Here is a 14,164-nt window from a genome sequence, read left to right as displayed (position 1 = left end):
ATGCATATTGTTATTTTTTTAGGCTATTTTCGCTTTCTGTCAACATTTAAATACCTATTCAACCATTATGATTTTTGGGGTTTATTAATCTGCCAGACCTTTTACTCTCGTTGAGGCAATAAAGCATTATTAAGTATTAAAGAAAGCTAATTATCTGATAATGCGAAAATACTTTTTTTAAATGGTTTTCCAGTGGTATAAGACACCGAATTACGCAGTGTCTTATACCGGAACTGGATCGAATGTTTTAATTCGAAAGAGTATTAATTTCTCAGCAACAGATAAATACTTTCTTCACCGCGAAGAATATTTAACGCTATTACTGGTGGTTTAGCATCAATGACTTTGCGTAGCTCGTTAATATTCTGTACGCGTTCATTGTTCATCCCAACAATCAGGTCATTTTTCTGTAAACCAGACATTGCTGCGGGTGAATTTTGCATGACACTATCGATTTTCACACCGTAAGTACCTTTTACTTCACCATTACTCAGAGTTGCACCTTGCAGAGCAAGAGTCAGGTTTCCTGCTTTGGTTGTTTGGCCTTCACTGCTTTCCAGGATCACAGAAACTTCCATTGGCTTGCCTTTACGTAATAGGCCAATTTTAATTTCTTTACCTGGTGTAGTCGTGCCAATTTTTGCCTTCAGCTCAGCAAAACTATTGATCTTCTTACCATCAACAGAAACCAGAATATCGCCGGATTTAATACCGGCTTTCGCCGCTGAGGATTTTGGTAATACTTCACTGACAAATGCGCCGCGCTGAGCATCAATATTGAATGCCTTGGCGATATCGGAATTCATTTCGGTACCTTTAATACCAAGGATACCGCGTTTGACTTCACCATGAGCGATAAGCTGCTCACTTAGGGTTTTTGCCATATTACTTGGAATAGCAAAGCCGATACCAATGTTACCGCCACCCGGTGCCAGAATTGCGGTGTTGATGCCAATCAACTCGCCATTCAAATTAACCAGTGCGCCACCGGAATTACCTCGGTTAATTGATGCATCAGTTTGGATAAAATTCTCTAATCCTTCCAGGTTCAGACCGCTACGCCCTAACGCAGAGATAATTCCTGAAGTTGCAGTTTGACCAAGACCAAATGGATTACCGACGGCGACAGCAAAATCACCTACTCGCAGCTTATCGGAATCGGCTATCGTAATTGCAGTTAAATTTTTAGCCCCCTTCAGTTGCAGTAAGGCAATATCCGTCTGAGGATCGCGGCCTAACAATCGGGCTTCATATTCGCGTCCATCATTCAATTGAACACGGATTTTATCTGCATTATCAATAACATGATTGTTGGTTAATATGTAACCTTTGGCGGCATCAATGATGACTCCTGAGCCAAGTCCTTGAAATGGGCGGGTACTTTCACGGCCCATGGGTAAATTTGGACCAAAGAAGAACCGGAACTCCTCAGGTATATTCGGTTCTTGCTGCACCTGTGTACCAGAAACATGCACACTGACAACGGCAGGCAGTACTTTTTCAAGCATCGGTGCGAGGCTTGGCAACTCCTGACCTGCGATAGCAGCAGGTAAAGCGGCGTTACTAACAGCAGGAACAGAAATGATAGACAACCCGATACTGATTGCTAATGCACTAAGGAATAAGTTTTTTCTTTTCATCTAATTTAGTTCTCTTGTATACCTAAGCCAGAAGGCTAACTGCCTATCCCAATAGGGCTATTTTTGCCCTTCTGTAATGATGTACTACGTGTACGCTCAGTTTTTCCGTGCTGTCCGTGTTTACTGTTCATCCACAAGAACGGTCTGCAACAATGACGCCTATTGGGACAAGCTCTAAATAAGTTAATTCGAGCAAGCTGCCATGATTACTCTATGACTCTCAATTATTAAGTAAAGTTCATCTGGCAAACAGAGTTAGACATTTTTTTACAGGTATTTACATGAATTGAGGAATAGAAAAACAAAAGTTTTTGCAAGTAGGTAGTAAATTTTGCGTTTGGCGTTTTGGCTGTGGCATAAAATATGCCACAGCAGATGTTGTTACGGGTTTTTTTCATTAACTGGACGGAACAAACCGGAAGCGCCATCAGAGTAATCTCTTGGTGGCATTTTAACCGGAGCTTGATCATTATCTGCTTCTGATTCGGTCAGTCGATAATTAAATGGATTTTCTTGTACTGGCATATTGGGCATCAGTTCATGAGAACTTTTAACCATATGCTGATACAACTGGCGATAATCGCGAGCCATATTGTCGAGTAATTCTGCACTGTGGGCAAAATGGCCGACTAATTCTTTGCGGTACTCTTCCAGTTCTGATTTATTATTCTCCAATTCAGTTTGTAAGGCTTCCTGCTGGCGTAGCTTAGTGCTACCAAAGCGCATGACTAGCGCTCCGATAACAAAACCAACTATCAATCCAATCAGTGCATACTCCCAAGTCATAGCTACTCCTTCATCAACATCGTTGTTCAGCAGAATGTTTCACTTAATTATCGTCACTATAACCGTTAATCTAGTCAGAGTGGAATATTGTTCATGATTTACATATTGTTTGTAGATCTTATTCTGAATCTTATTGTAGACAATTGATCCGGTAATAAGGTCAATCTGAATCATAAAAACGACAAAAAACGGGCGATTATTTTTAAGGATTGTTATTGTCATGCCATCATCGATTATCCCTTCATCATTCTATCAAAAAGCCCTTGCTGAGGGTGAATACCAACCAGATGATGTCCAGAGTCTGGCTGTTGCTCAATTGGATGTCATTCACTATGCCCTAGTTTCCGGTAATTCAACGAAGCGACAAAGTCTGAAAGGGCGTCTGAGTAAGTTATTTGGGAAACAGATTCCAACAATTTGTACACCTGTTCAAGGTCTTTATATGTGGGGGGGCGTTGGCAGGGGGAAAACTTGGTTAATGGATATGTTTTACCAGAGTTTGCCCAGTAAGAGAAAACTGAGGTTGCATTTTCATCGTTTTATGCTGCGAGTGCATGAAGAACTAAAAGAATTACAAGGGCATGAAAATCCCCTGGATATTGTGGCTGATGGTTTTAAAGCAGAAACAGATGTGCTCTGTTTTGATGAATTTTTTGTTTCCGATATTACTGACGCCATGATTCTTGGAACATTATTGGAGGCGCTGTTTGTAAGAGGGATCACGTTGGTTGCAACATCCAATATTCATCCTGATGGACTTTATCGCAATGGCTTACAACGGGCACGTTTTTTACCTGCTATTGAACAGATTAAAAAACATTGTGATGTCATGAATGTGGATGCGGGTATTGATTATCGGCTGCGTACTTTAACGCAGGCTCATCTCTATTTTACGCCGTTAAATGAAGATAACGAGCGGGTTATGGATCACATGTTTACTCGTTTAGCGGGTAAAAACAGTGAGCAAGCGCCCGTGCTGGAAATTAACCACCGGCAGATGCCGACAATTCGTAGCGCGGATGGTGTATTGGCAATTGGATTTAAAGTGTTGTGTGAAGATGCGCGCAGCCAGGTGGATTATATTGTTTTGTCAAAACTTTATCACACGGTTTTGTTATATCAAGTTCCGGCAATTATGCCCGGTAATGAAAACGCCGCTCGTCGTTTTCTTGCTCTTATCGATGAATTCTATGAACGCCGGGTGAAACTTATTATTAATGCTCAGGTGCCGATGGAGCAGATTTACCAGGGAGTTTTGCTGACTTTCGAATACCAGCGCTGCTTATCCCGTTTGCAGGAAATGCAAAGTGAAGAATATCTGAAATTACCTCATTTGCCTTAATCCTATGCTTACCTTGCGTACGGGAATTAAAACTGATTTTAAATATTTAAATTGGGGTCGATTTTTATTTATGACTTCTCTATAATCTTGCGACCCCACGTTACAGCAACGTTTTTTTTCCCAAAAACTTGCATAGTGCCGGCATAGGCTATTCGAAGGGGTAGGTTTGCTGGACAAAAGTCGTGTGAACCTCGGCAGTTTCTGAACCTTGAGTGTTCACCAACGTGTAACTTATTATTGGGTAAGCTTTAATGAAAACTTTTACAGCTAAACCAGAAACCGTAAAACGCGACTGGTATGTTGTTGACGCAGATGGCAAAACCTTAGGCCGTCTTGCAACTGAAGTGGCTCGTCGTCTACGCGGCAAGCATAAAGCGGAATACACTCCGCACGTTGATACAGGTGATTACATCATCATCGTTAACGCAGAAAAAGTTGCTGTAACTGGCAACAAGCGTTCTGATAAAATCTACTATCACCACACTGGTCACATCGGTGGTATCAAGCAAGCGACCTTTGAAGAGATGATTGCCCGCCGTCCTGAGCGTGTAATTGAAATCGCGGTTAAAGGCATGCTGCCAAAAGGGCCACTGGGTCGTGCAATGTACCGTAAACTGAAAGTTTACGCAGGTAGCGAGCACAACCATGCGGCACAGCAACCGCAAGTTCTGGACATTTAATCGGGATCATAGGCAATGGCTGAAAATCAATACTACGGCACTGGTCGCCGCAAAAGCTCTTCCGCACGTGTCTTTATTAAGCCAGGTAGCGGTAACATCGTAATCAACAAACGCAGCCTCGAAGTTTACTTCGGTCGCGAAACAGCGCGCATGGTTGTTCGTCAGCCACTAGAGCTGGTTGATATGTTGAATAAACTGGATCTGTACATCACTGTTAAAGGTGGTGGTATTTCTGGTCAGGCGGGTGCAATCCGTCACGGTATCACTCGTGCACTGATGGCATACGACGAAACTCTACGTTCTGATCTTCGTAAAGCTGGCTTCGTTACTCGCGATGCTCGTGAAGTTGAACGTAAGAAAGTGGGTCTGCGTAAAGCACGTCGCCGTCCACAGTTCTCTAAACGTTAACTTTTGGCCTTGTGGCAAATTAGTTAATGTTCAAACCCGTCTTTTTGGCGGGTTTTTTTACTTAATTATCCATACACTTCCCCCAAAATGTACAAAATCTGGTAGACTAGTGCCAATTTTTGCCTCATCCATTTATCTGCCTACTATCCTGAACGATGATAATTGTATTGAGTAGTGCATTGCGTATCTACAGTTGCGGCGCAGAAACATAAGGGATGAGAATGAATGAGCAGGAATAGTCGTTCATTTATAGCGTAGGACTATTCGTTCTTTTTTTAGATAAACTTGGAGGTTTTCATGGCTGTCGCTGCCAACAAACGTTCGGTAATGACTCTGTTTTCAGGCCCGGCCGACATTTTTAGCCATCAAGTGCGAATTGTACTGGCGGAAAAAGGTGTCAGTGTCGAGGTTGAGCAGGTTGAAGCAGGTAATCTGCCACAGGACCTTATTGATTTGAATCCTTATCAGACAGTTCCGACTTTGGTTGATCGTGAGCTGACGTTGTATGATTCCCGCATTATTATGGAATATTTGGATGAGCGTTTTCCTCATCCACCATTAATGCCAGTGTATCCGGTTGCCCGTGGCTCCAGCCGTTTGATGATGCACCGCATTGAAAAGGACTGGTATTCCCTGATGCACACTATTGAAAAAGGTAATTCTCAGGAAGCCAATGTTGCTCGTAAACGATTAGCAGAAGAATTGCTGGCAGTCGCACCAATATTTAAAGAAATGCCATTCTTTATGAGCGAAGAATTCAGTTTAGTTGACTGCTATCTTGCTCCTTTATTATGGCGTTTACCGGTACTGGGGATAGATTTGCCTAGTTCGGGTACTAAAGATTTACAAATTTACATGCAGCGTGTTTTTGAACGTGACGCATTCTTGGCTTCATTAACAGAAGCTGAGCGCGAAATGCGTCTGCAATCCAGCAGGAACTGATTTATGAAGCTGTCTCAAATGTCTCCCCGTCGACCTTATTTGTTACGCGCTCATTACGAGTGGCTACTAGATAATAATATGACTCCATATTTGGTTGTAGACGTGACTTTACGTGGAGTTAATGTGCCAATGGAATATGCTCGTGATGGGCAAATTGTGCTGAATATAGCACCGAGAGCTGTTGGTAATCTTGAATTAGCTAATGAAGAAGTGCGCTTCAATGCCCGCTTTGGCGGTGTTCCCCGTCAGGTGTATGTACCAATGGCGGCGGTTATTGCTATTTATGGCCGTGAAAATGGGGCGGGAATGATGTTTGAGCCTGAAACAGCTTATAATGATGAATATCTTTTTGAGTCTGCTTCAGATAAAGATGAGATGGGCACCTCTGCATCTGCGACAGATAATTTGGTACTGGTTACTGATATCCTGGGTGATGCTGAAGATAATAGTGGAATTTCACCTGATGATGAGCCACCAAAACCGACAAGAGGGCGCCCTGCTTTACGGGTAGTTAAATAATAAATTAAAAGGGGATAGGGTCGCTTAATAGTGATTAGTCGTGACTGTCTCCGCAAAAAGATCAAAATCCGATGATTATCTATCATCGGATTTTTTGTATATATTATTATTTGCATGTTATTAGGCGACTATATTTCAGCTAATTAATGAGTGGAGTAGAAGGTATATACCCAATAAATTTCGAGTTGCAGCGCGGCGGCAAGTGAACGAATCCCTAGGAGCATAGATAACGATGTGACTGGGGTGAGAGAAAGCAGCCAACAAAGCAGCAACTTGAAGGATGAAGGGTATATAAGAGTACGATATTGGTTTTTAGTGCATGAAGCAGCGACCAGAAATCATTCATGTTGGCATATATCGCAATTATTGAGAGCAGTTAAAAGATCGATGGAAATTTCTGTTCTTAATTCCCGGGAAATAAACAGGAACTGATCAAAATAGAGCAGGGTGATACTTGGCTTGTTGGTTTAAAGCTCCATATTGTAGGCTTTCTCTAATTCCCAGAAACACTCTTCAGCTCTATCTTTAACTTCATAATCTGTGATGGATTCCAAGCTTTTTCTGACTTTATCGACAAACTCTATTTTATTCTCTCTGGTTTCAAGTTCTGGCGGGATTGTACAGATATCAGTTAATGATATATTTTTTTCTTTATCTGCGGCAGTAAGGACATCAACAGGATTATTGATTAATGCAATGGATAGTGCATAGCGTATCTCTTTGGAAAAATCGAGATGTATACTTTGAGTTAATTTGAAAGCCAACTTTACCCAGTTACTATCACCAGTAGTAATTTTGTGAGTTATTTCTTGTCTGGCACCCGTTTCTCCTAATTCTGCAACAACAGAGTTGACGCCTCTGTTTGTAATCTCTCTGGCAATATCATTGGCTGTCAAGGTTGATGATAAAGCAAGTGTAGAAGGACTGGTAAACAAAGTCGGAGACAATAAGAGTAAAGATTTTATTAGTCGCATTAATATTTCCAGTATTTATAGTTGAGTAAGTGTAGTGATATATGAATCCGATGTTTAAAATATTTTATTTAAAATTCATTGTAATAAGAAGGAATATTTCCAGATAAATAATATGACAGCAGTAAGTGCGGAATGTTCATTAAGATACTTACTTTATATTAAGGGCAATCTGATTAATATGATTTATCGAACTGATAGTGGAAATATGGGAGCTGGCAAGCTCCCTTTATTGACTCTAGATATTGAGATAGTCAAGAATGCCTTGTGCTGCTTTACGCCCTTCGGCAATCGCTGTGACAACTAAATCGGAGCCGCGAACGGCATCTCCGCCAGCAAATATCTTGGGATTACTGGTCTGGAAAGGAATATCAGAGAACTCAGGTGCGATAATACGCCCCTGTTTGTCTAATATGACTTGATGATCATTTAGCCAGTTCATTGAATGTGGTTTAAAACCAAATGCCATAATTACTGCATCAGCTTCGAGTAGATGCTCTGAGCCTGCGATGATTTCGGCCTGGCGGCGTCCATTCTCATCAGGTTTACCTAATTGAGTCTGCACCATTTTTACGCCACAAACTTGACCTGAGCTGTTGATTTCAATACCGATAGGTTGCAGATTAAACAGAAATTCCACGCCTTCTTCCCTGGCATTTTTCACTTCACGGCGGGAGCCAGGCATGTTCATTTCGTCACGGCGATAAGCGCAGGTAACTGAAGCCGCTTTTTGGCGAATAGAAGTTCTGACGCAATCCATTGCCGTATCGCCACCACCGAGCACGACGACCCGTTTGCCTAACATATTAATAAAAGGCTGTGATTGCAGGCCGGGATAACCCATTAGATGCCGGGTATTAGCAATCAGGAATGGCAGCGCATCATAAACGCCATCAGCATCTTCGTTTGCCAGTTTTCCACGCATCGATTGGTAAGTTCCAACACCAAGAAATACAGCATCAAACTGTTCAGTTAGTTCAGACAGGGCAATATCTTTACCTATTTCAGTATTGAGTCGGAACTCAATGCCCATCTCAGAAAAGATTTCACGGCGTCGTATCATCACTTCTTTTTCTAGTTTAAATGCAGGTATGCCAAAAGTGAGTAATCCACCTATTTCTGGATGACGATCAAAAACGACGGTTTGTACACCACTACGGGTCAATACATCAGCACAAGCTAGCCCGGCAGGGCCTGCGCCAATAATAGCGACTTGTTTGCCCGTTGGTTGAACTTGTGACATATCAGGCTTCCAGCCCATAGCAATAGCTTTATCGTTGATATAGCGTTCAATATTACCGATAGTCACAGCACCAAATTCATCATTCAAAGTGCAAGCGCCTTCACAAAGACGATCCTGTGGACAAACACGGCCACAGACTTCCGGTAGGCTGTTTGTCTGGTGAGATAAATCAGCCGCTTCCATGATACGTCCTTCATTGGCAAGTTTGAGCCAATTCGGAATGTAGTTATGCACTGGGCATTTCCATTCACAATAAGGATTACCGCATGAAAGGCAGCGATCTGCCTGTGTTTGTGCCTGGACTTCTGAAAATGACTCATAGATTTCTACAAATTCTATTTTGCGGATTTTCAGCGGTTTTTTAGGTGGATCGACGCGCTGTAAGTCGATAAATTGATATACATTCTGACTCATCTTGACTCCTTACTGCGCCTGAATTCGCAGTTCTGCGGAAGAACGACTGCGATGTCCTAGCAGGGCTTTCACATCACTGGATTTGGGTTTCACAAGTGCAAATTTACTCAGCCACTGTTGCCAGTTAGCAAGAATATCTTCACCACGCTGAGAACCGGTCAGAAGAACGTGTTCAGTGATAAGCCCTCTTAAATGTTCTTCGTGGATAGCCAAGGTATCTACTGCCAGTACTTCTACCAATTCTGGGTTAACCCGTTTACGGAAATCATCATTTTCATCCAGAACATAAGCAAAGCCACCGGTCATTCCTGCACCAAAGTTTATTCCAGTACGTCCGAGAATGCAGACGATACCGCCTGTCATATATTCACAACCATTATCTCCGATACCTTCTACAACCGTAATCGCACCTGAATTGCGAACGGCAAAGCGTTCTCCGGCGCGTCCGGCAGCAAACAGTTTGCCTCCGGTTGCACCGTAGAGGCATGTGTTACCAATAATGGTTGCTTGATGGCTTTTGAAGGCAGATCCCACTGGGGGGTGTATGACAATGCGGCCACCAGCCATGCCTTTACCGACATAATCATTGGCATCACCAATGAGTGTTAGTTCTAAACCGCCAGCATTCCAGACACCAAAACTTTGACCCGCGGTACCGTTGAAATGAATTTTTATTGGAGCTGCCGCGATCCCTTGGTTACCATATCGCTCAGCAATAAAGCCAGAAAGAGAAGCTCCGACTGAACGATCGGTATTACGGATATCAAAATAGAGAGTTTTACTTTTTTGGCTCTCAATATAACTGGTGGCTTGAGCCAGTAAGTTTTTATTCAGGGTTCCATCATCAAATGGTGGATTGTTTTCAGTGCAATATAATGTTTTGCCTTGATGGGGTTCAGCTGTTGCCAACAGTGGCTCAAGATTTAATTTGCTCTGTTTTGCTGAAATGCCTTCTAATACTTCAAGTAGATCAGTTCGGCCTATCAAATCAGTTAGATTTCTGACACCTAATTCAGCCATGATCTCTCTGGTTTCACGGGCAATAAAACGGAAATAATTCATTACCCGTTCAGGTAATCCATGGTAATGGTCACGGCGTAATTTTTCATCCTGAGTTGCAACCCCGGTTGCGCAGTTATTTAGGTGACAGATACGCAGATATTTACATCCAAGGGCAACCATTGGCCCGGTACCGAAACCGAAACTTTCAGCACCAAGAATGGCTGCTTTGATAATATCTACGCCTGTTTTCAGCCCACCATCTATCTGTAAACGGATCTTATGGCGTAAACCGTTGGCAACCAGAGCTTGTTGGGTTTCCACTAATCCCAATTCCCACGGGCATCCGGCATATTTCACCGATGATAATGGGCTAGCACCGGTACCACCATCGTAACCTGCAATAGTAATTAAATCGGCATAAGCTTTAGCAACACCAGTTGCAATTGTGCCGACGCCCGGCTCTGAAACCAGTTTTACTGAGATCAACGCCTTGGGGTTGATCTGTTTTAGATCAAAAATCAACTGAGCGAGATCTTCAATCGAGTAAATATCGTGATGTGGTGGTGGCGAAATAAGTGTGATGCCAGGTACGGAATAACGTAATTTTGCAATATAAGGCGTCACCTTATCACCCGGTAACTGCCCTCCTTCCCCAGGTTTAGCGCCTTGAGCTACTTTAATTTGAATCACATCAGCGTTGACTAGATAGGCGGGTGTTACGCCAAACCGACCGGAAGCAACTTGTTTGATGCGGGAAACCTTTTTTGTACCGTAGCGGGCGGGATCTTCTCCGCCTTCACCAGAGTTAGAAAAGCCCCCTAGTGTATTCATTGCTTCAGCCAGAGCTTCGTGTGCTTCGGGGCTTAATGCACCAATCGACATTGCTGCGGTATCAAAGCGTTTAAACAGCTCTTCGGCTGGTTCCACTTCATCTATGGATATAGATTCATCTTTTGTTTTTATCGCCAGCAAATCACGGATTGTCGTGATTGGTCGCTGATTAACCAGACGAGCATATTTCAAATAGTCACTGTATTCACCGCTATGAACCGCAGATTGTAGAGTGCTTACAACATCTGGGTTATAAGCATGATATTCGCCGTTATGAACATATTTCAGCAATCCACCTTGATCGACTGGCTGGCGGGCAAGCCATGCTCGTTTGGATAAATTTCGCAGATCCTGCTCAAAATCACCGAAGTTAGCCCCTCCAATCCGGCTGATAACGCCGTTGAAACAAAATTCTGTGAGTTCAGAATGTAAGCCAACGGCTTCAAACAATTTAGAACAACGATAGGAAGCGATAGTCGAGATACCCATTTTTGACATGATTTTATATAGCCCTTTATTGATGCCATTGCGGTAGTTGAGCATGACATCAGTATAAGGTTTGTTAATCGTGCCATTATCGACCATTTTGGCCAGTGATTCGTAAGCCAGATAGGGGTAGATAGCTGTTGCACCAAAGCCCAGTAGTACCGTGAAATGATGTGGATCACGGGCACTGGCTGTTTCTACTATTAGATTGGTATCACAGCGCAAACTTTTTTCTACCAGACGATGCTGAATAGCGCCAACAGCCATGGGGGCTGGTATTGGTAATTTCTCTGGCGTGATGTTGCGGTCAGATAATATCAGGAGTACCGCACCATCTCTGGCGAGTTGTTCGGCCAAGTCACACAGTGCAAGCAGGGCATTTTGCAGATTGGTTTTCTGTGGATTAAAAGTTAAGTCTAATCGTTCTGCGCGATAATGTGGACTTTGCTGAGTTGTTAATTGATGAAAATCAGAATAGAGCAGAATAGGGGATTTAAAGCTTAGCCGATGTGCTTGTCCTTCAGCCTCACAAAATACATTCATCTCACGCCCTATGCAGGTGGTGAGAGACATAACATGCGCTTCACGCAGCGGATCAATGGGTGGGTTAGTGACCTGAGCGAATTGTTGGCGGAAATAGTCATAAATAATTCGAGGGCGGCTGGAGAATACAGCAAACGGGGTATCATCACCCATTGAACCTGTTGCTTCCTGGCCGTTTTCTCCCAGGACACGGATAATTTGATCTAATTCTTCATTGCTGTAGGCAAATTGCTTGTGATAAACCGTCAGTGATTGATCGTCTAGATCCCGGTGGCCTGATTGATCTTGTCGTAATTCTTCAAATGGGATAAGACGTTTGACGTTTTTATCCATCCATTCTTTATACGGATGGCGACTTTTCAGGTCATTATCGGTCTCTTCTGCATGAAGGATGCGGCCTTGTCGGGTATCAATCACCATGAGTTCGCCGGGGCCGACTCGTCCTTTTTCTATCACTTCATCCGGCTGATAATCCCAGATGCCGATTTCGGAAGCACAGGTGATCAGTTTATCTTTTGTGATGACATAACGTGCCGGGCGCAGGCCATTACGATCCAGATTACAAGCCGCATAGCGCCCATCTGACATGACGATACCAGCAGGACCATCCCATGGTTCCATGTGCATGGAGTTGAAATCAAAGAAAGCCCGCAGATCCTCATCCATGTCAGGATTGTTTTGCCACGCAGGAGGAACCAGTAGCCGCATAGCCCGGATTAGATCCATTCCACCATTGAGAAACAGTTCTAGCATATTATCAAGTGAGCTGGAGTCTGATCCGGTTTCGTTTACGAAAGGTGCGGCAGTTTGTAAATCAGGAATAAGCGGAGTTTTGAATTTATAGGCTCTTGCCCGCGCCCACTCGCGATTACCATTTATCGTATTTATTTCACCATTATGAGCGAGATAGCGGAAAGGTTGTGCTAATGGCCAGCGTGGGACGGTATTGGTTGAGAAACGCTGATGAAATAGGCAAATAGCCGATTCCAGACGTAAATCAGCCAGATCAGGATAGAAACGGGGCAAATCTGCCGCCATGCATAATCCTTTATAGATAGTGACCAGATTGGATAAACTGCAAACATAAAAATCACTGTCACTGATACGTTTTTCTATTCGGCGACGGGCGACGAATAAACGGCGTTCTAAATCACGTGCGCGCCAGCCAGCGGGGGCATTAATAAAAATCTGTTCGATACGGGGGAGGCTTGAAAGGGCTATTTCACCCAAAATATCACTGTTGGTTGGTACCTCACGCCAGCCAACGACTGACAGAGTTTCATTTTGTAACTCCTGTTCGACTATTTCCCGGCAGGTTTGTGCAATCTGAGTGTCTTGGCTGAGAAATAACATACCGACTGCGTAATTACGGGCTAAACGCCACTCTTGCTCCTGTGCGACCATACGAAAAAAACGGTCAGGTTTTTGCAGTAATAAACCGCAACCATCACCCGTTTTACCATCTGCCAGGATAGCACCGCGATGTTGCATTCTGGCCAGTGCATGGATAGCGGTACGAACGACTTTGTGGCTTGGCTCCCCTTCGATATGGGCTATCAGTCCAAAACCACAGTTATCCTTTTCTTGAGATTTGTTATATAGCATAGTGAACCTCCCCAGGTTCTGTTCGACTCTCACAGAGACTCACAAAAATTTGTGAGATTAATATCTTTACGGGCGTCTGAATTGCGTCCTTAATCATCCATCACTTGTCTGTTAGAAACAGGCGATATATATCCTTCATCTTTCAAGTTGCTGCTTTGTTGGTTGCGTTCACTTACCCCAGTCACATAGTTATCTCAGTTACATAGTTATCTATGCTCCTGGGGATGCGTTCACTTGCCGCCGCGTTGCAACTCGAAATCTATTGGGTATAAACAATATTGTGTCACTGCATAATTGTGTCACTGCATAATTATGGTTCAGATGAGGATCTGATTGATGATTTCCAGTGGCTTTCCAAGTTAACGAGAAATGTAAATCAGGTCAAATATTGCCGGGATAAGACGATTACGGGCAAAGAATTGGTTTAATTTAATGATTTTTAAGTGAAAAAAATAATATTGGTGTTGTGTGATATAGATCATGTTGGAATTTTAATGTGAGCTATCTCACTAATATTAGCGTAATATCTGTTTTATATATACTGTTAAGTATTTATTTTTCAGATTTATAGTCTGACAAATATAAATTATATGGCATAAATATGTATTTTTGTTTATTTATAAGAATAAAGTATTATCTTTTTGTGGCTATTAATATAGTAAAAAAGAATTTTATGCTTATTTTGGCGACTATTATGATTATTTATTCATATTTAGATTGTGCAAAAAGACCGGCAAAGATGAAAAGCCAGA

At 42.8% G+C, this 14,164-nt stretch carries 11 protein-coding genes; 6 read left to right on the top strand and 5 right to left on the bottom strand.

The window, feature by feature from the left end:
- Window positions 1-263: 263 nt before the first annotated feature.
- Together degQ and zapG are read right to left on the bottom strand one after the other, a co-directional pair.
- Entirely contained in the window at window positions 264-1,640 is a 1,377-nt protein-coding gene (degQ, locus tag BDD30_RS08485) for a serine endoprotease DegQ (protein WP_015835741.1), read from the bottom strand.
- A gap of 381 nt (window positions 1,641-2,021) precedes the next feature.
- On the bottom strand, window positions 2,022-2,426 hold the full coding sequence (gene zapG / locus BDD30_RS08480; protein WP_015835740.1) for a Z-ring associated protein ZapG: 405 nt from the start codon (window positions 2,424-2,426) through the stop codon (window positions 2,022-2,024).
- Between the two features lie 220 nt (window positions 2,427-2,646).
- On the opposite strand from zapG, the gene zapE reads away from it, so the two are divergent.
- From zapE to BDD30_RS23110, 6 genes are all read left to right on the top strand, one after another.
- A complete protein-coding gene (gene zapE, locus BDD30_RS08470) occupies window positions 2,647-3,768 on the top strand; it encodes a cell division protein ZapE (RefSeq protein ID WP_015835739.1) in 1,122 nt (373 codons plus the stop codon).
- Between the two features lie 251 nt (window positions 3,769-4,019).
- The gene (gene rplM / locus BDD30_RS08465; RefSeq protein ID WP_011148147.1) at window positions 4,020-4,448 is read left to right on the top strand and encodes a 50S ribosomal protein L13; all 429 of its coding nucleotides are present in this window, start codon (window positions 4,020-4,022) and stop codon (window positions 4,446-4,448) included.
- Window positions 4,449-4,463: 15 nt separating this feature from the next.
- Entirely contained in the window at window positions 4,464-4,856 is a 393-nt protein-coding gene (gene rpsI, locus BDD30_RS08460) for a 30S ribosomal protein S9 (protein WP_015835738.1), read from the top strand.
- 297 nt (window positions 4,857-5,153) lie between these two features.
- Window positions 5,154-5,798, top strand: a complete 645-nt coding sequence (gene sspA / locus BDD30_RS08455) for a stringent starvation protein SspA (protein WP_015835737.1) — start codon at window positions 5,154-5,156, stop codon at window positions 5,796-5,798.
- A 3-nt stretch (window positions 5,799-5,801) separates the two neighbouring features.
- Complete coding sequence (gene sspB / locus BDD30_RS08450; protein ID WP_015835736.1) at window positions 5,802-6,317, top strand: ClpXP protease specificity-enhancing factor; 516 nt, start codon at window positions 5,802-5,804, stop codon at window positions 6,315-6,317.
- A 234-nt stretch (window positions 6,318-6,551) separates the two neighbouring features.
- The gene (locus tag BDD30_RS23110; RefSeq protein WP_147408129.1) at window positions 6,552-6,749 is read left to right on the top strand and encodes a hypothetical protein; all 198 of its coding nucleotides are present in this window, start codon (window positions 6,552-6,554) and stop codon (window positions 6,747-6,749) included.
- Between the two features lie 35 nt (window positions 6,750-6,784).
- Here the strand turns inward: BDD30_RS23110 and BDD30_RS08445 are convergent, their stop codons facing one another.
- From BDD30_RS08445 to gltB, 3 genes are all read right to left on the bottom strand, one after another.
- Window positions 6,785-7,291 (bottom strand): hypothetical protein, encoded by a 507-nt coding sequence (locus BDD30_RS08445; protein ID WP_015835735.1) that lies wholly within the window; start codon window positions 7,289-7,291, stop codon window positions 6,785-6,787.
- 235 nt (window positions 7,292-7,526) lie between these two features.
- Entirely contained in the window at window positions 7,527-8,945 is a 1,419-nt protein-coding gene (locus BDD30_RS08440) for a glutamate synthase small subunit (RefSeq protein WP_015835734.1), read from the bottom strand.
- A 9-nt stretch (window positions 8,946-8,954) separates the two neighbouring features.
- On the bottom strand, window positions 8,955-13,412 hold the full coding sequence (gltB, locus tag BDD30_RS08435; protein WP_015835733.1) for a glutamate synthase large subunit: 4,458 nt from the start codon (window positions 13,410-13,412) through the stop codon (window positions 8,955-8,957).
- Window positions 13,413-14,164: the final 752 nt, after the last annotated feature.

Source organism: Photorhabdus asymbiotica (genome assembly GCF_003634575.1).
Lineage (GTDB): Bacteria > Pseudomonadota > Gammaproteobacteria > Enterobacterales > Enterobacteriaceae > Photorhabdus > Photorhabdus asymbiotica.
Note: the sequence above shows the minus strand (reverse complement) of the source record. Positions and strands in the feature narration are given on the sequence as shown.

Bases quoted from the DNA above. Each gene is read 5' to 3' on its own strand.
- zapG (WP_015835740.1), bottom strand. From the start codon at position 2,426: ATGACTTGGGAGTATGCACTGATTGGATTGATAGTTGGTTTTGTTATC.
- BDD30_RS08445 (WP_015835735.1), bottom strand. From the start codon at position 7,291: ATGCGACTAATAAAATCTTTACTCTTATTGTCTCCGACTTTGTTTACC.
- rplM (WP_011148147.1), top strand. From the start codon at position 4,020: ATGAAAACTTTTACAGCTAAACCAGAAACCGTAAAACGCGACTGGTAT.
- gltB (WP_015835733.1), bottom strand. From the start codon at position 13,412: ATGCTATATAACAAATCTCAAGAAAAGGATAACTGTGGTTTTGGACTG.
- degQ (WP_015835741.1), bottom strand. From the start codon at position 1,640: ATGAAAAGAAAAAACTTATTCCTTAGTGCATTAGCAATCAGTATCGGG.
- sspB (WP_015835736.1), top strand. From the start codon at position 5,802: ATGAAGCTGTCTCAAATGTCTCCCCGTCGACCTTATTTGTTACGCGCT.
- rpsI (WP_015835738.1), top strand. From the start codon at position 4,464: ATGGCTGAAAATCAATACTACGGCACTGGTCGCCGCAAAAGCTCTTCC.
- zapE (WP_015835739.1), top strand. From the start codon at position 2,647: ATGCCATCATCGATTATCCCTTCATCATTCTATCAAAAAGCCCTTGCT.
- BDD30_RS08440 (WP_015835734.1), bottom strand. From the start codon at position 8,945: ATGAGTCAGAATGTATATCAATTTATCGACTTACAGCGCGTCGATCCA.
- sspA (WP_015835737.1), top strand. From the start codon at position 5,154: ATGGCTGTCGCTGCCAACAAACGTTCGGTAATGACTCTGTTTTCAGGC.